At 68.9% G+C, this 16,719-nt stretch carries 11 protein-coding genes and 4 pseudogenes; 7 read left to right on the plus strand and 8 right to left on the minus strand.

Features of this window, described 5'->3' with window-relative positions; genetic code table 11:
• Positions 1–39: 39 nt before the first annotated feature.
• Together C7M71_RS02300 and C7M71_RS02305 are read right to left on the minus strand one after the other, a co-directional pair.
• A complete protein-coding gene (locus C7M71_RS02300; protein ID WP_322975137.1) occupies positions 40–645 on the minus strand; it encodes a hypothetical protein in 606 nt (201 codons plus the stop codon).
• Positions 646–1,001: 356 nt separating this feature from the next.
• Positions 1,002–1,436: pseudogene (locus tag C7M71_RS02305) on the minus strand (SAM-dependent methyltransferase); the annotation flags it as partial.
• Here C7M71_RS02305 and C7M71_RS02310 point away from each other — a divergent pair.
• A pseudogene (locus C7M71_RS02310) lies at positions 1,422–2,013 on the plus strand (TetR/AcrR family transcriptional regulator). The pseudogenes C7M71_RS02305 and C7M71_RS02310 sit on opposite strands and share 15 nt — an antisense overlap.
• 42 nt (positions 2,014–2,055) lie before the next feature.
• Here C7M71_RS02310 and C7M71_RS02320 read toward each other — a convergent pair.
• A pseudogene (locus tag C7M71_RS02320) lies at positions 2,056–2,781 on the minus strand (TnsA-like heteromeric transposase endonuclease subunit); the annotation flags it as partial.
• Positions 2,782–3,292: 511 nt separating this feature from the next.
• Positions 3,293–4,015: a dienelactone hydrolase family protein gene (locus C7M71_RS02325; protein ID WP_111489281.1), complete on the minus strand. Its 723-nt coding sequence runs from the start codon at positions 4,013–4,015 to the stop codon at positions 3,293–3,295.
• 509 nt (positions 4,016–4,524) lie between these two features.
• Between C7M71_RS02325 and C7M71_RS02330 the strand changes: the two genes are divergently transcribed.
• The 4 genes from C7M71_RS02330 to C7M71_RS02345 all read left to right on the plus strand — a co-directional run bounded on the left by C7M71_RS02330 (position 4,525) and on the right by C7M71_RS02345 (position 8,788).
• Complete coding sequence (locus C7M71_RS02330) at positions 4,525–5,400, plus strand: aminoglycoside phosphotransferase family protein (RefSeq protein ID WP_111489282.1); 876 nt, start codon at positions 4,525–4,527, stop codon at positions 5,398–5,400.
• 509 nt (positions 5,401–5,909) lie between these two features.
• Entirely contained in the window at positions 5,910–6,821 is a 912-nt protein-coding gene (locus tag C7M71_RS02335; protein WP_229758483.1) for a CPBP family intramembrane glutamic endopeptidase, read from the plus strand.
• A gap of 53 nt (positions 6,822–6,874) precedes the next feature.
• Positions 6,875–8,092: a sensor histidine kinase gene (locus tag C7M71_RS02340; RefSeq protein WP_111489283.1), complete on the plus strand. Its 1,218-nt coding sequence runs from the start codon at positions 6,875–6,877 to the stop codon at positions 8,090–8,092.
• 3 nt (positions 8,093–8,095) lie between these two features.
• Entirely contained in the window at positions 8,096–8,788 is a 693-nt protein-coding gene (locus tag C7M71_RS02345; RefSeq protein ID WP_111489284.1) for a response regulator, read from the plus strand.
• Positions 8,789–8,887: 99 nt separating this feature from the next.
• Here C7M71_RS02345 and C7M71_RS02350 read toward each other — a convergent pair.
• The 3 genes and pseudogenes from C7M71_RS02350 to C7M71_RS02360 all read right to left on the minus strand — a co-directional run.
• Positions 8,888–9,103, minus strand: a pseudogene (locus C7M71_RS02350) (GntR family transcriptional regulator); the annotation flags it as partial.
• 45 nt (positions 9,104–9,148) lie between these two features.
• Positions 9,149–9,766 (minus strand): sugar O-acetyltransferase, encoded by a 618-nt coding sequence (locus tag C7M71_RS02355; RefSeq protein WP_229758485.1) that lies wholly within the window; start codon positions 9,764–9,766, stop codon positions 9,149–9,151.
• A gap of 158 nt (positions 9,767–9,924) precedes the next feature.
• Positions 9,925–12,741, minus strand: a complete 2,817-nt coding sequence (locus C7M71_RS02360) for an AfsR/SARP family transcriptional regulator (RefSeq protein ID WP_111489285.1) — start codon at positions 12,739–12,741, stop codon at positions 9,925–9,927.
• Between the two features lie 399 nt (positions 12,742–13,140).
• Between C7M71_RS02360 and C7M71_RS02365 the strand changes: the two genes are divergently transcribed.
• The gene (locus C7M71_RS02365) at positions 13,141–14,199 is read left to right on the plus strand and encodes a LacI family DNA-binding transcriptional regulator (RefSeq protein ID WP_111489286.1); all 1,059 of its coding nucleotides are present in this window, start codon (positions 13,141–13,143) and stop codon (positions 14,197–14,199) included.
• Positions 14,200–14,526: 327 nt separating this feature from the next.
• Here the strand turns inward: C7M71_RS02365 and C7M71_RS02370 are convergent, their stop codons facing one another.
• Complete coding sequence (locus tag C7M71_RS02370; protein WP_111489287.1) at positions 14,527–15,249, minus strand: DUF4386 domain-containing protein; 723 nt, start codon at positions 15,247–15,249, stop codon at positions 14,527–14,529.
• A 132-nt stretch (positions 15,250–15,381) separates the two neighbouring features.
• On the opposite strand from C7M71_RS02370, the gene C7M71_RS02375 reads away from it, so the two are divergent.
• Positions 15,382–16,092 (plus strand): TetR/AcrR family transcriptional regulator, encoded by a 711-nt coding sequence (locus C7M71_RS02375; RefSeq protein ID WP_111489288.1) that lies wholly within the window; start codon positions 15,382–15,384, stop codon positions 16,090–16,092.
• Positions 16,093–16,719: the final 627 nt, after the last annotated feature.

A 16,719-nucleotide genomic window follows, 5' to 3' on the forward strand; every position in this document is an offset into this window, starting at 1 on the left:
CGCAACCCCCCGAGCGACTCGGATACCCTGCAGATCGCCCTACAGATCTCCCTCGCGCCCAGGGACGGAAGGCGGTGTGACCTCGATGATCACGGCCGTGCCGACAACCGGCCTGCCCTCGTGCATTGTGATCACACCGCCAGGCTGCACATGGCGCCACTGTTCGGGGCTGAATGGCGCCAAACGGACCGTCGCGCTTTCTCCCGGTGCCAGGCCGGGTGCGCCCTCCACCCACAGTCGCGCAACGTTCACTGACTGTCCGCCATCGGGCGCCCGGTTGCCGATGTCCCAGAGCGGCCGCAGCTCCCCCTGCCCGGAGAAGGCGGTCTGACGTCCGCCCTCCTCCGTGCTCAGCAGGCTCAGCCTGGCCCGGAGGGTGCCGTGCTGCGTCTCCCAGGCCCGCCACTCGCACCAGTCGGCGCTGTGCTCCAGCATCATCTGGCGGGCTGCGTCCTCGAGTAGCGACCAGAATCGCAAGGAAGCCGGCTGCTCGTCCGCGATCTCCATCAAGAGGTCAAGGACAAGCTCCCACTCCTGGTGCCGTTGATAGTCGCGCACGTCGTCAACCGTCACACCGTTTTCGGCCCGGGCGCCCTCGGGGAGTAGATCAGTCGCTCGCCGAAGGAGCGTAAAAGCATCGTCCATGAGGAGCATTTTCCAAGGCCCAGTGACGTTCTCGTCGGGCACCCTCGCGAAAACCGGCTCGGCGACACGGCCCGGGAGGCCGCTGATCCTCAAGGAATTCGGCCGCTACTCTCAGCGACCTATCGGCGGACAGACGGCCCCAGGCGGTCAGCATGCCAAGTTCGGATAAGACCAGATCGGCGCCCTGGGCCTCGTCCTCAACGCCCTCGTACTGTTCGACACTCGGTACATGGACGCTGCGGTGAACCAGCTGCGTGCGGACGGCGAGCTGCCCGGGGGCCTGCGCCCGCTGCGTGATCCGGGCGGGGCCGAGGACGGGTAACGTGCGCGGGCCCGCGCGACCGTGCGGCAGCGGATCAAGGGGTGCCGGCACGTACGGCGGTGGTCGCCAGAGTGGTGTAGTGCATCGTGAAGCGGCCACCCAGAGCGTCGATAGCACGGCCGACCGCGCCCAGTATCTCGGCCAGCTGATCGGGACGAAGTCGGGTGAGGCTGCCGGTAGTGGGGAGCAGGTCCAGCCATTGGTCGCGCGTGTAGGACTGCTCCCAGTCGAATCGCCACTGTTCCGGGTCGTTGAACTGCTCGGTCTCGCGGATCTTGTCGGCGACCTTCGCGTACCCCGCTTGGTACATGTCCAGCGGACGTCGCGCCGGCTGATTACTGAACGGGGAGTCGGGCGCCACCCGACGGTAAGCAGCCGCGAACGGCTCGGCCACCTCGACAGGCGGCTCGAACACGTGCCCGAATATCGCCAGGTGCCCGTCCGGACGCAGCACCTGGGCCGCCTTCACGACGCGCGGCAGCAACTGTTCGACGCCGCCGAACGCGTGCTGCTGCGGGATGGCCCGAACGGGCTGACCAGTCGGGCCGTCACTGACGAGGCAGCCTGCGCCAAAGGCGTCCTGCACCGGCACTTCACCGGCTTCGACTTTCCTCATGGAACTCGTGCTCGACCGGGCCGCACAGCTCGAGACACAGGCGCAGGTGCTGCGCGAGACCGCCGGCACCGGCACCGTGGCCGACAACCTCACCCGCGCGCTGACCACCCTGTTCGGACCGGTTCCGGTGGCGATCATCCCGCTCATCACTTTCCGGGACGAGTTGCGCGCGCGGCTGCGGCAAGCCAGACCTGGAGATGGCATCGCGATCCTCGCCCAGGTCACGAGCGCGGTCTCCGCTTACCTGGCCGACGAGCGCGCAATGGGCCGCATCTCGGCCGACGCCGACATCGACTCACTCACCCTCTCCCTGGTCGGAGGCGGGCATCTGCTGTTCGCGGACCGCGACCCGAACCTACCGACCACGGCAACCGTCAACAGGCTGGTGACCACGGTGCTCGCCGACGTCGTGCATCGGCGACCACGCTGAACCTGACTCGCAGCCCGCAACGGTCCGCGCCGAAAAGGGCCATCAGCGTCGGCTGCCGCCGGGCGCGAGCAGGCTGGTGAGCCTGGCAATCGCGTCTGGGTGGATCCGGCAGGATCTCGTGCATGTGCGAAGGGAAGCTCGACGCGCTCTCGCAGATGATGGCCGAGCACATGTCCCTGCCGTTCCCGCCGGGCGTCCGTGGCCTGGACAAGCGGAGGTCTCACCAGGCCGGCACCACCCGCTGGACCTTGCTTCGCGGCCCCAACGGACTTGATCCCGGGTCAACTTCCAGAACTCGGCGCCAGAGCAAATGATAGAGAACCGGCAGCACAGCCAGTCGGTCACCGACCTGCTCGCCCCCGGCCAATAGGGCCTCCGGCTCAGTGCAGGCCGCCGCCAAGTGCGAGGCGGCAGGTTCCCGGTGGTTGCGCGGGTGCCGGTAGCCGCCGGCCACTTGACGTTCGCCAACAGCACCGGATCGATCGCTCCCACCCGGCGAAAGGCCCAACCGGCGAGTTCGCAGGCCCGTGCGGTGGCTGCGAACGCCTCCGCATCGTCCGGCTCGATCCGATCGTCCGGACGGACATCCACCACCAGGCCGCCACCGTCATCGAGTCGGGCGAAGAAGTCCGGGACGTGCCCGCGACGGCCCCGCCGGCCGGGCCAGAACAGCCGCAAAGGCTGGCCAGCCAGAGCCGTGACCTGCGGATCGAAGTCCATCAGCATCGCGTGGTGCCGTTCCAGGTGCGACTCGCAGGACAGCTGCCCGGCCGTCGTGGCCGCCCAGTAGTCACGGGTCCTTCTGCCCCTGGTAGGACTCGACCGTACGCACCGGCGACGGCCGCTCGAATCTCAGTGTCCAGCAGGCCGACAACGGCTCGCGGCAGCGTACGCAGTCCTCATCGACGTATACCATCTCGAACGCAGCCTGCCCCAGCCTTTCGACATCCGTCGCCCAGCCCCCGGATCGATCACACGGAATCGATCCAAGCGAAGTCGCCAGCAGACACCTCCGCCAGCGATGCGGCCTCAAACCACCCGTGAGAGGGAACAGCACCTGAGACGGCGGTCCGGGTCTGCCCAGGTCAGGAACGTGATGGCAGAGGACGAGCCAGGGCACTGGGGGGCATCGGGCGGAGCCGTTCCCGCCGCCGAGTGGGAACGCCCTCGCAGAGCACCTCGTCACCGTTTCTCTGAGCTGCGGTGATGTCCCTCAAACCGGAGCCGGTGGCGGTCTACCGGCCTGGTTCGCGGCCCGGAATCACGGTTGCTGACCCGATCACTCCGTTACGGGCATGCACTCGGTGAGCAGGTCGATGACGTCGCGCCAGGCTCGCTGCGCGTGTCGTGGGTGGTAGCCGACGCCGGGGACCGTGGGGTGGTCGACCGGCGGGTGGTGGAAGGCGTGCAAGGCGCCGCCGTAGACCGCGAGGCGCCAGTCGACGCCCGCGGCCTGCATCTCGGCGGTGAACGCGTCCCGTTGCGCGGGTGACATGATCGGGTCTTCCGACCCGACCCCGGCCCACACCGGGCAGCGAATGCGCGCCGCCTCGCCCGCTCGGCCCGTGGTAGTTGCGTTGACTGTCCCGATCGCACGCAGGTTGACGCCATCGCGCCCGAGTTCCAGCCCGACGGCGCCGCCGGTGCCGTAGCCGACGGCGGCGATCCGGTCGGGGTCGGTCCGCGGTTCGGCGCGCAACACGTCGAGCGCCGCATGGCCGATGCCCCGCATCCGGTCGGGGTCGGCGAGCAGCGGCATGCAACGGGCCAGCATCTCCTCAGGGTCGCTCAGATAGCGCCCGCCGTGGAGGTCGAAGGCCAGCGCTACGTATCCCAGCTCGGCAAGCGCATCGGCCCGGCGGCGCTCGACGTCGCTGAGCCCCATGCCCTCTGGTCCGAGTAGCACCGCGGGCCGGCGGTCGACACCGGCCGGGAGCGCGAGGTGTCCGATCATCGTCAGGCCGTCGGCCGGGTACTCGACCGTGCGCGTCGTAATCGTCATGAGACTGGACGGTAGTGATTGTCGAGCTCGGTCGGGCCGGTGTTCTCCGCTGGCAGAAAAGCGCGGGTGTGCCTCTGAAATGCGGCGATGGTTGATTACCTGCCCTGGGCGCGTTGCTGGAGGTGGACCTGCCGGGTCTTCCGCCGAGGGACCAGCGCCTACACGACGAACAAGTCGGATGCGAAGGGGTTCGCGGAAGCGTTCGCTGAACTCGACGGCCAGTAGAGGGAGCCCCCGCGAGCGCAGAGCTGGGGCGAACCCAACTGGCGACAACATCGCGTGAGAATCAGTCTCCCCCCGGCCAACTGCGACAATGTCACCTGAGACGAGCCGCGAATCCAACAAGGTCACGTGAGACAGCGAGAACATCGCGAGAGACGGGGACAGTTCAAACCGTTTATGCAGGTCAGGAGCCACGGGGAAGTCACTTCACGGACATGGCGTTCGGCTGGGTGTCACGGTGACGGCGATCCGAACGCCATGCGAGGCGAATGGTGGATACTTGATCGGTGATCGATATCACCGCCGACCTCGTCCGCTCTCTGGTCCGTGCCCAGTTCCCGCAGTGGAGCGATCTGCCAGTGCGGCCTGTGCAGCGCCAGGGCTGGGACAACCGGACATTTCGGCTGGGCGACGAGCTGAGCGTCCGTTTGCCCAGTGCAGAGGGTTATGCAGCGGGCGTGGAGAAGGAGGACCACGTCCTGCCTCTCCTCGCCCGGCACCTGGCGGTTCCGGTTCCGGTACCTGTCGGAACGGGCCGGACGGCTGCGGGCTACCCGTTCCCGTGGTCGGTGCGGCGCTGGCTGCCAGGCGACACGGTGGATGCGGCGACGGACCTCGACCGCGTCCGGCTCGCCCGTGACCTGGGTGCTTTCCTCGTAGCGCTGCGGCAGACTCCGACGGAAGGCGGGCCGGTCGGCGGCAGGCACTCCTGCTTCCGGGGCTGCCATCCCAGCGTGTATGGAGACGAGGTCGAGCATGCTCTGGCCCGGCTCGGCGACTCGGTTGACGCCGATGCCTGCCGAGTGGTCTGGGCACGCGCGTTGACATCGGCGTGGCCGTCGGCGCCGGTGTGGTTCCACGGCGACGTGGCGGTCGGGAACCTGCTCACGACGGATGGGCGACTGTCGGCGGTCATCGACTTCGGCACCTGCGGTATCGGCGATCCTGCCTGCGACCTCGTCATGGCCTGGACCTACTTCACGGGTGAAGAGCGGCAGACCTTCCGTCAGGCCGTGGACCTTGACGATGACATCTGGCACCGCGCCCGCGGTTGGGCCCTGTGGAAAGCACTGATCACCCTGGCCGAACTGCCCGGCCCCCAGCCCGAGGGCTTCCACGAGCGTGTCCTGACCGCAGTGCTCAGCGATCCGGTCGTGCGCTGAGCCGCAGACCCATGCCGCGAGTGCGATTTCGGGTTGTGCGGTCGTTCCGGTGGTGCGGGTGAGGCGGCGGAGCATGAGGGTGATGACGCTCCACCGCAGGTGGGCTTCGGCGTGGGCGAGGAGGCGTTCGTAGTCTCGGCAGTTGCGGCGGGCGCGCATCGGTCCGCCACGGCGGAGGGAAATCAGCCGGCAGGGAGCGCCACTTCGCGCCGTTGTCGACCGCTCCGGAGGGCGGCCGCCACCCCCGGGCTGGGGCGGCTCCGTGGTGAAGGTGCGCTGGTCGCGTACGAGGGCCCACAGGACGTCGAGGGACGCCCGCCAGGCGGGTCGGGCTGCATCGGTCGATGCGCATCCGGCGGCAGGGTCCGCCAGGAGGGCACCGCACCGCCGAGCGCATCCCCCGTGAGAGCTACCGGCGCCGTCCGCTCGCGGGTGAATCGCGGATGCCGCGGTGCTCCTAGCGTGGTTGCCGGGTCGCCGCCTGGGCGGCCGACTACCAAGGGGAGGCCATGATGCACATGCCATCCGCCACGCACCACGAGGCCGGCCACGACCGGCTTGCGGACGTCTCCGGTCCGAGCGATGCCACCGGTCCGAACGTCGGCCGCATCGGCCGCATCGGCCGGATCTGCCGCTCTCCGCTCGGCTGGATGCTGATCGGAATCGTCGGCGTCGGCGCGGTCTCGGCTGTGACCACGACCGGCCCCGGACCGGTGCCGGTGCTGGGAGCGGCCGTTGCGGTGGCTGTCTACTGGGCGGTCATGCGCTTCGTCGCGCGACGGCCGATGCCGGAGATCGCCCGGCGCGGGGCCATGCGGGAAGCTTTGCTCGGCGGCGGGATCGGCCTGGGCTTCATCCTCGTGTCCGCCCTGTTGGTCACGGCGTTCGGAGGCTACTCGTTCTCCTGGGGCGGAAACGGTTTCTGGCGCGTCGTGGCGTCCGCGGTCGCCGTGTCGGCGTGCGCGGCGGTCACGGAGGAGCTGATGTTCCGCGGTCTTGCCTTGCAGGCCCTGGAACGGCTGTTCGGCAGCCGTGCCGCTGTCGGGATCACCGCGCTGTTCTTCGGCGCCGCGCACCTGGCCAACCCCGGTGCCACCGCGTGGAGCACACTGGCGATCGCCATCGAGGCGGGCACACTGCTCGGAGCGGCGTTCCTGTGGCGGCGCAGCATCTGGTTCGCCGCAGGTCTGCACTTCGCCTGGAACGCCACCGAGCAGCTGCTCGGCATCCCGGTCTCGGGCGACACTGCCAAAGGCCTGCTGTCCATGCACGCCAGCGGTTCAAGCCTGCTGACCGGCGGCACTTTCAGTCTGGAGGCATCGATCGTTACCGTCCTCATCGGTGCGGCGCTGGTGGTCCCGATGTTCGTCCTCGCCCACCGGCAGGGCGGTCTGCTGCCCCGTCAGCGCGTCGCACGCTGAGCTCTGTGCGCGGCACCACCCCGGCTGACCGCAACGGAACGGAGACGGAAGTGATGATGCGCAGGTGGTCTCGGAGACCACCGCTGCTGCGGAGGCCGGGTTGGCCGGCGGGACAGCAGCAAGGCACCTGGGACGCCGTTGTGGCAGTGGTTCTCACCGTGCTCGCCTTTGTACCGACCCTTTCGCAGGTCGGGGCGCAGATCGGCGACCTGTCCGGTCACCCGTCAAGCCTGGTGGGCCTCGGGCTGACCCTGGGGCAGACGCTGCCGCTGGCGGTACGCACCCGATGGCCCGCGGCCTGCCTCGCCCTCGTCGGCTGCTCCTTCGCGGTGCATCAGGCCCTGGGCTGTTCGGCGACGTTCGGGAGCGTCGGACTCTATGCGGCCCTGTACTCCGCCGGAGCCCACCAGACCTCCTTGCGTCGCACGCTCGCCGCCGCGGCGAGCGCGGGCTACGCCGTGCTGGCGGTCGTCCTGCACCGCCTCGGCTCACCGGGGCGGATCCCGGACTACCTCGCGTTCTTTCTGGTTCTGGCCGGGGTCTGGCTGGTGGGCCGTGCCGTACGCAGGCGTCGGGCGGAGGAGGCCGAGCGGCGGCGGCTGGCCGCCGGGGTGGCCGCGGCCGCCGAGCGCGCACGCATCGCACGCGAACTTCACGACGTGGTGACCCACCATGTGACGGCCATGGTGGTCCAGGCCGACGCGGCGCACTTCCTGCTCACGTCCGCGCCGGAACGCGCCGGTGACAATCTGACAGCTGTCAGCGACACCGGTCGCCGGGCACTCACCGAACTGCGGTACCTGCTCGGCGTACTGGAGGCGACCGGTCAGTCCGCCTCCGCCACCGCGGACCGGGCACCCACCCTGGGAAAGGTGGGGGACCTGGTTGCGCAGGCCCGCATGTCGGGCCAGCCTGTCGAGTTCACCGAGCGGGGCGAGTGGCGGGCGCAGAGCGTGGATGTGGAACTGGCCGCGTACCGCGTGGTGCAGGAGGCGCTCACCAACGCGATGAAGCACGCGGCCGGGCAGCGGACACAGGTCCTGGTCCAGCACGGCGACGACCACCTCGAGATCGAGGTGGCCACCGAGGGATCCGCCCCTTCCTCAGCGACCGCACCCGCCGCCCGAAAGGTGGACCGTGATGGCGGACGAGGACTGGCCGGGCTGCGTGAACGGGTGCGGATGCTCGATGGTGAACTGGTGGCAGCACCCCGGCCCGACGGCGGGTTCCGTGTCCGTGCCGTGATCCCCACCCAGCCCGCGCAGGAGTGACCCGTGAGCGACGCACCACCGCCGATCCGCGTACTCGTCTGCGACGACCAGGCATTGGTGCGCACCGGCTATGTCACCATCTTCTCCTCCCAGCCCGACCTGGAGGTCGTCGGGGAGGCCGAGAACGGGCACGCCGCAGTCGAGGCCGCGCGGCGGCTGCGCCCCGACGTGGTCGTGATGGACATCCGGATGCCCCTGCTCGACGGCATCGAGGCGACCCGCCGACTGGCCGGCCCCGGCGTCGTGGCACCACCGAAGGTGCTGGTCGTGACCACCTTCAACGTCGACGCCTACGTCTACGACGCGTTCCGGGCCGGAGCGAGCGGCTTCCTCCTCAAGGACTCGCCCCCTGCGGAGCTGGTGGCCGGGATCCGGACGGTCGCCCGGGGCGAGGCACTGCTGACACCGGCCGTCACCCGCCACCTCATCGGCCACTTCGCCGAACGGCTGCGCCCGGCGGACACCTCCCGGCCGGTCAGGGAGGAAGTCATGAGCGCGCTGACCGGCCGCGAACTGGAGGCGCTCCGATTGATCGCCGAGGGGCTGTCGAACGCGGAGATCGCTGCGGCGATGTTCATCACGCCCGAGACGGTGAAGACCTATGTGTCGCGGATCCTGACCAAACTCGACCTGCGCGACCGCGTCCAGGTCGTCGTCCTCGCCTACCGGATCGGCCTGGTATCCGCCACGTCCTGAGCCGTCGCGGCATCAGGAGTCCGTCACGCCTATCTTCTTCCCGGCGTGCCGCCCCTTCTCGAAGTGGCGGTAGACCGACGGCTGGGCCCGCCTCGGCGATCAGGTGGCCTGGCCTGAATCGTCGGTCAGAGCAGCCGCGGTCAGGGTGAGGTGCTGAACCAGGACCGCAGCTGCGGCCTCCTCCAGCCTGCGGTGTTCCTTGGTGCCGTCCCGGTCGGGGCTACGGTGCGCCGACCAACGGCGGGCCAGCTCGCTCGCGGTCCACAACCGGTCGAAGGTCTCCAACAGTGCGCGGTTGCCGCAACCCTCCAGCATCATTTGCTCCCTCGGAGGATACGCACCCTTCCGAGACTCAGGACACTAGACCTCGACGGGTCTGATGGGCCGACACGGATTGCCCACGGCGACGACGCCGGAGGGAATGTCCTTCGTGACGACCGAACCGGCACCGACGATGCTGTTGTCGCCGATCGTCACGCCGGGGGTAATGGTGACCGATCCCCCGAGCCACACGTTGTCTCCGATCACGACCGGTTCCGGGAGCTCCCACCCGTCGAGCCGACGCGTGATGTCCTGTGCGTGGTTGGGCGTGTAGATGCCGCAGCGCGGTCCGATGAGGCAGTCTGCGCCGATCGTGACCTGCCCGCCACCGATGATGAGGAAGTCCGCGTTGATGAACGTCCGGTCACCGATGACGAGGCGCATCCCGTAGTCGATGCTGATAGGCGGCCGGAAGTCGATGCCTTCGCCTGCGCCGGGGACGAGCTCGCGGAACAGCCGCCGCGCTTCGGCGGGGTCGTCGTAGAAGACCTGGTTGATCTTCGCGCACGTCGAGTGCGCTTCCCATGAGAGCTCCTGGAGCGCCGGGGACGTGCGGTAGCGGATCCAGTCGCCAGCGACCAGGCGCTGCAAGTCTTCATCGGCCGCGAGCAGGGCCTCCATCCTCTCATCGGCACGTCCGAGTTCGCGCTGAGTCATGCCGCCTCCCCTATTTGTTAATCCACCAAACTTATTGGCGCGGCCCGCTTGCGTCAAGCCTCGGTCGACATGGTCGACATGGTCGACCGCACCGTGACCTACATGGATATGGCGTGCCGCCAGGGGCGTGAGACCTCGGATGGTCGTGGTGGTCTTGGTCAGTGGTGCCTGCGGAGGGCTGCTGGTGGTTCCGGGATGGGCTGGGCGAGGATCCTCTGCACTTCGTCGTCGGTGAGGTCACCGCAGTCCCGGATGATGGCCAGGGCAGCGTGCCAGTGGGTGCGAGCGGCATCGGATTCGCCGAGGTCGTACAGCGCCTGTGCCAGCCCCCAGAGTTGCTGGGCCTCTCCGGAGCGATTGCCGACCTCACGGATGATGCGCAGGCTGTCCTGGTAGCGGCCAAGAGACTCGCGGAGGCGGCCGGCGAGCCGGACGGCCTCAGCAAGGTCGCCCAGGACGAGCCCGAGACGATACTGGTCGCCCAGCGCCCGGAAAGCCTCGGCCGCCCTCGCGTGTGCGGTGATCGCCCGGTCGTGGTCGCCGAGACGCTGATGGACGACGCCCAGGTTGGTGAGCGCCCGTGCCTGGCCGTTGGAGTCCCCGGCCTCCTGGAACAGCAGAATGCTGCGCTCATGGCAGCGCACCGCCTCGGGCAGGTCGTCGCGTAGCCGCGCGAGGACTCCTAGGTTGTTGGAAGCCCTGGCCATCTGCTGGCGCTCACCGAGCTCCTCCCACAGCCCTAGCGCATGCCCGAACTCGGCGAGACTCTCGGCAAACTGGCCGGTCTGGCCGTAGGCCAGACCGAGGACATTGCGGGCCCGTGCCTCCAGTACCGGCTGGACACTGCTGCGCGCCGCCTGGACGCCGACGGTGCTCAGCCGGATCAGCTCCGACCAGCGATCACGGATCACCAGCGCGGGATAGGCATCCAGCGCACACCGGGCGATATCGGCAGCAAGCTCAGGACGGTTGGCCAACCCTGCCATGAACACCGGCAGATGCGGGGCTGCGAAGTCGATCCAGGCACACGCCGTTGGGCGGTCAGCAAGCGTGAATCCCGCCGGATGGACGATCGGCGAAGCCGCCCCGACAGCGGCCCACTCCTCCGGGTCCAGCAGGCGGCTGGCTTGTCCTGCGAGGCTCAGGTAGTGATCCACCACGCGACGTCGGACGGCTTCTCGCTCTGTGGCGGCGACATGGAGACTTGCCTGCTCGCGGGCGTAGAGCCGGACCACGTCATGCATCCGGTAGTAGCCGGGCTCCGGTGAGTCGACGAGGCGGGCGTCGACGAGCTGCTCCAGGACTTCCTCGGCGTCAGTCGAGGACAGGCCCGCGAGCGAGGCTGCCAGCGGCAGGTCGATTTCCGTCGCATCGACCACCGCGAGCAGCGCGAAGACCCGTGTTCCCTCGTCACCCGCCTCACGTAGGCTCACCGCGAGACTCGCCCGCACACTCAACTCGCCGACCTGCAACTCGTTCAGACGCTGGTGCTCTTGGGCCAGCCGGTCAGCGATCGCGCGGACCGACCATCCGGGACGGGAGGCCAGTCGCGCGGCCACGATGCGTACCAGCAGCGGAAGGCGCTCACAGTAGCCCACGACGGCCCTGGCAGCTGCTGGATCGCAGGCCAGCCGCTCCTCGCCCGCCAGCCTCCCGAGCAACGCCACCGCCTCCGGCTCGGACGGTGGCTCCAGGTGCACGAACTCCGCTCCGTCCAGAGTCGACAGCACACTCCGGCTGGTCACCACGACCGCACACCCATGCTCCGCCGGAAGCAGCGGACGGACCTGCTCCGCCGAGGAGGCGTCGTCGAGCACCAGTAACAGGCGCCGTCCGGCCAGGAGGGAGCGCCACCGTGCGCTCGCCGCCCCCGTCTCCACGGGCACCTCGGAACCCGGCACGCCGAACTGCGGCAGCCATCGCACAAGGACCTCATGCGGTGTCAGCGGCACTGCCCCGGCTGCCGCCGCACCCTGCAGGTTGATGTAGAGCTGCCCGTCGGGGTACCGCTCAGCCACCCGGTGGCTCACATGGATCGCCAGCGCCGACTTCCCCACCCCGGCGACTCCGTCCACAGCGGCGACCCGGACATACCGCGCCCCGTCGGGGTTGAGTGCCTTACAGAGGACGTCCGTCTCCGCGTCCCGTCCGGTGAACATCGGCGGCGGTGCGGGGAGCTGCCGTGGGGCGCGTACCGGTTCGGCGGTGGTTACGGATCGGGGTGCGGGTGTGATGAGAGCCGGGTCGGCCATGAGGATCTGCTGGTGCAGCTGCCGCAGTTCGGGACCGGGGTCGGTGCCCAGCTCCTCCGCTAGTCGCCGCCGGACGCTCTGGTAGTGGGCCAGAGCATCGGCGGCTCGTCCGCTGCGGTACAGCGCCAGCATGAGCTGGCCGGCCAGCCGCTCGTCCAGCGGATACGCCTCCACCCGGGTGGACAGCCCGACCAGCAGCCCGGCGTGTCGTCCGAGCCGCAACTGCACGTCACCCAGGTCCAGCTCAGCGGTGAGCCGCTCTCGATGCAGGGACTCCCGCATCGCGTTGAACCACGGCGTGTCCAGTGCGGAGAAGGCATTCCCACGCCACAGCCCAAGTGCCTGCTCGAACAGCGCTGCGCCACGGCAGTCGTCCTCGGCTCTGCGGGCCCGGGCGAGCAATTCGCGGAAGCAGTGCAGGTCCACGGCAGAGGACTCGACCACGAGGGAGTAGCCGCCGGACCGCCGGTCGATGCCGACTTCCCCCGCGCCAGGAGCGAGCGCCTGCCGTAGGCGGGATATGTAGCTGTACAACGTCGCCTGGGCTCGCTGCGGAGGATGTTCTCCCCACACCCGGTCGACCAACTGATCGACGGACACCATCCGGTTCGCATCGACCAGCAGCACCGCCAGCACAGACCGCTGCCGCATGTGTCCCACGTCGATCGGCTCGACGCCGATACACGCCTCGATGCTGCCGAGCAAGCCGAACTCCACAGCCACCCCGGTCACCCCCTGACACACAGAAGCCTAAAGGCCAAGGCCGTGAGGGTACGGGCTGATCGGATCAAGGTGCCAATGGTGGCTTTTTCGGTGCGGCGGTCGACGCGGAGACCTGTACGCGTAGCGGGACACCCTCTGGCAGTCTCGGCTGAGACGCCCGGTATATCGGGTTGGTCTGTGTTGGCACGGCAGGAGCAACCCCCGGCATGGCCAGTGCCACCGACCCCGAGGTCGCCGGCCGGTACGTCGGAACGGTGTTGCGGATTCGCCGGTTCCAGATGCGATCCCAGAGGCGACAGTGCCCGTCCACGACGCTGCTCGGAAGGCGGAGCGCGCTGAAGCACCTTGACCGAGATATCTGTGAACGCAAACAATGACTGAATCAGGGAACGGAGAGCCATGACGCAGCCCCCGCAGGCCGCCGGACCGCGCCGGGCCCCCACCATGGCCGACGTCGCCCAGCGGGCGGGAGTGTCGCACCAGACCGTGTCGCGGGTGCTCAGCAGTCACCCCAACGTACGCGATTCCACCAGGGCCGAAGTGCAACGGGCGATCGAAGAACTGGGCTACCGGCGCAATTCCTCGGCGAGGGCGCTGGTGACGCGGCGCACCCTCACCCTGGGGGTGGTGGCATGCAATCCGACGCTGTTCGGACCGGCGAGCACACTGTTCGGGCTGGAAGAGGCGGCTCGCGACGAGGGTTACATGGTCTCCGCCGTGACCTTGCGCCGGTACACGGCCAAGGCACTGGAAGATGCCATCGACCACCTCAGCGACTGGGGGGTGGAGGGGATCGTGGTGATCGTCCCTCACCGGGCAGCGGTCGCCGCGCTGGCGGAACTGCGGCTTCCCTTCCCGGTCGTGACTGTGGAGGGCGGTCATGCGTTCCCCATCCCGGGGGTGTCGGTGGATCAGGAACTGGGCGCGTGCCTGGTGACGGGCCATCTGCTGTCCGGCGGACACCGTACGGTGTGGCACGTGGCCGGGCCGCCCGACTGGCTGGAGGCCGAGGCCCGTGTCGCCGGCTGGCGTGCCACTCTGGAAGAGGCGGGCGCCGAGGTCCCTCCCCCACTGGTGGGTGACTGGACTCCGCTGTCGGGTTACCGGGCCGGCCAGGAGCTGGCGGGCCGGGTCTCCGCGCGGATGTCCCGCCACGGTAACCCGCACGTCTCCGCAGTGTTCGTGGCGAACGATCAGATGGCCCTGGGCGTCATGCGGGCATTCCGGGAGGCCGGTCTCTCCGTGCCGGGTCAAGTGGCCATCGCGGGGTTCGACGACATTCCGGAGGCGGAGTTCTTCGCTCCCCCGCTGACCACGGTTCGGCAGGACTTCGCCGCCGTCGGCCAGGCCAGTATCCGTCTGCTGGTGAGCAGGGTGGGTGCCGGCCCCGACAGTAGCGACGAGCGGGTCGTGATCGAGCCACGGCTGATCGTCCGCAGCAGCAGCACACCTTCCTGACACCCGGTCCTGAATGTCCCGGCGGTCGGCCGCGACTTCTCATCGCTAACAGGAGACCCGGATGACGGCCGATCCACCCGCCGTCACCGTTGGTGTCGACTTCGGGACCCTGTCCGGCCGGGCCCCGGTCGTCGCCGTTGAGGACGGCCGGGAACTCGGCAGCGCGGTGCGCGAGTACACCCTTGGTCACGGGACCTGCGGCTCCCCATCTGCCAACCGGGCCGCGCGCGCCGCCAGTCTGCGCAGGCCGGCGTCATGCCGTCAGGGGAGGCGCCCGGTCGACGCACGGGGCCGGGTTGGCGGGAGCCTTGGCTTCGGGTCGTGCCGTCAGCGGCGCTCACTGCCTGCCAGCGAGGCGGCGGTGGCGGTGACGTCGATCGCGCCGGCAGACGTCTTGAATCCCCTGCTGATGAGCCAGATGGCCAAGGTCAGCTCCCAGGCGAACACCGGGATCGCGGTGAGCGCCCCCGCCCCGGAGACCTGCTGGTAGAGGCCGAACAGCTCGGCGATCGCGGAAGCGAAGATCAGCGGGCCGCCGACCAGCCCCAGCACAGCGATAAAGCGCGGCACGAGTTGCGAGCGGTACATCAGGTACGCCGCCACAGTCGTGTTGGCTCCGCAGACGAAGTTGGGCCCGAGCAGGAACGTCCAGTCGTGGACTGCGACCAGCGCTCCGCCCATGGCGAGGAGTGAGCCCTGATCCGCCCCCTGCGGAGGATGCTGGCGCAGCGTCACGACCGCGAGAAGGCTGACGATGCCGACGGTGATGACGGCGGCTTCCAGGGTGCGAAGGCCGACGTAACCGACGGCGAGGCCTTCACTGTGCCGCCGCGCGACGGGGAACAGCGTGAACGCGGTGCCGATGATCGCGATGGCGAGGACCACCTCGAATAGGGCGCCCAGGAGCACCCTGGTGTCCGCTCCGCGGCCGGCGATGTAGTCGGCGTTGTGCAGCACCGGGCTGTACAGGATGAGTCCGCCGATCGAGGTGACGTGGGTGATGAGGTAGCACACGCCCGCGACTGTCGCGAGCTTTCTCGGTGAGGCCACCAGGACTCCTTGGTTGATGGGTCGAGCCGCTCAGGTGTACGCCGTACGCCTTTGGTCGTGACGGTATTGTGTACTGCGTACACCCGTCAAGAACGGATCGGCCACGACCGATCGAAGGGAGGCGGTCAGCAGGTGACCCGACAGTCAGGACCGGCGCGCCGGACGCCCCTCAACCGGGACCGCGTGCTGCGTGCGGCCGTCGCGCTCGCCGACCGCTCCGGCAACGAGGGGTTCAGCATGCGCAGCCTGGCGCACGAGCTGAGCGTCGTGCCGATGGCGCTCTACAAGCACGTGGCCAACAAGGAGCAGCTCCTCGACGGCATGGTGGACGTCATCGTCGGCGAGATCGGACCTCCGGTTGGCGACGCGGACTGGAAGAGCGCGATCCGCCACCGCATCCTCTCGGCACGACGAGTGCTCCTGCGCCACCCCTGGGCCTCGCGCGTCATCGAGTCCCGGACCAGCCCCACCCCCGGTGTACTCGACTACCTGAACTCGATCATCGGCGTGTTCCGGGCCGGCGGCCTGTCCGCCGACCTCACCCACCATGCGATGCACGCCCTGGGCGGCCGCGTATGGGGGTTCACCCAGGAACTGTTCCCCGCCCCGCCGGTACCGGCTCCGGCCGACGCCCACCCGCAGGCGCCAGCGGCCATGCTCGGTGAGATGGCAACCCGGTACCCCCATATCGTCGAGATCGTGTTGGCTCGGCAACACGACAGCGGATCGGTCGTGGGCCAGGGCTGTGACGACCAGTTCGAGTTCGAGTTCGCCCTGGACCTCCTGCTGGACGGCTTCGAACGACTCCACCGGCAGGGATGGACGTCTGCCGAGCGATGCTGACGCGACGGCAGCACCTGCCCGCCACCCGGCAGCCCTCTGCCGTAGAAGGCTTCGGCGACACGATCATCACCGTCCATAGCCTGATCTGCCGTGCCTGGACCAGCCACCTATCTGCGTGGCTTCTTAAGCTCTGAGTTTCGAGGACTCTGCCACGCCCTCCGCCGGCGGCAGCCATCATCACGGCTTCTGCGCACTGCAGGTCCTGCCCCGCGCCGAACTCCCGTCCCTGTGGGATGTATTGACGCGCCCGGGTGGCCGTCCTATGGTTTTCCGAAACCTTCGCCACAATGACGAAACTTTCGGTACCGATTGAGTCGCTGTTCCGCCGATCGCGCTGGGGCTGAGAGTCGATCATTCCTGGCTCTGTGAGGCAACGCGAAGGTATCGGTTCCCCCTGCCCGCCGTCGGTCATATCACTCACGGGATGGGAAGCGCCAAAGATGTTATCGCTCACACCGAGGCGATCCCGGTTCCTCTACGAGCCCGGGCGTGCGGGCCGAGGACGCATCGCCGGAGCCACGGAGGCGCACACTCGGCCCCTGATATGGCCTATGAACCGCTGTGCCTGGGCATGGAGGCAGGTGACGCGCCCTCCCCATCCTGCTCCGCTGGCAGATTGTTAGCGCT

Source organism: Peterkaempfera bronchialis, from assembly GCF_003258605.2.
Taxonomy (GTDB): domain Bacteria; phylum Actinomycetota; class Actinomycetes; order Streptomycetales; family Streptomycetaceae; genus Peterkaempfera; species Peterkaempfera bronchialis.

What these genes read in the sequence shown, in the direction of transcription:
- C7M71_RS02365 (WP_111489286.1), top strand. Translation starts at nt 13,141, where the DNA reads ATGACGCAGCCCCCGCAGGCCGCCGGACCGCGCCGGGCCCCCACCATG.
- C7M71_RS02335 (WP_229758483.1), top strand. Translation starts at nt 5,910, where the DNA reads ATGATGCACATGCCATCCGCCACGCACCACGAGGCCGGCCACGACCGG.
- C7M71_RS02340 (WP_111489283.1), top strand. Translation starts at nt 6,875, where the DNA reads ATGATGCGCAGGTGGTCTCGGAGACCACCGCTGCTGCGGAGGCCGGGT.
- C7M71_RS02300 (WP_322975137.1), bottom strand. Translation starts at nt 645, where the DNA reads ATGGACGATGCTTTTACGCTCCTTCGGCGAGCGACTGATCTACTCCCC.
- C7M71_RS02355 (WP_229758485.1), bottom strand. Translation starts at nt 9,766, where the DNA reads ATGACTCAGCGCGAACTCGGACGTGCCGATGAGAGGATGGAGGCCCTG.
- C7M71_RS02325 (WP_111489281.1), bottom strand. Translation starts at nt 4,015, where the DNA reads ATGACGATTACGACGCGCACGGTCGAGTACCCGGCCGACGGCCTGACG.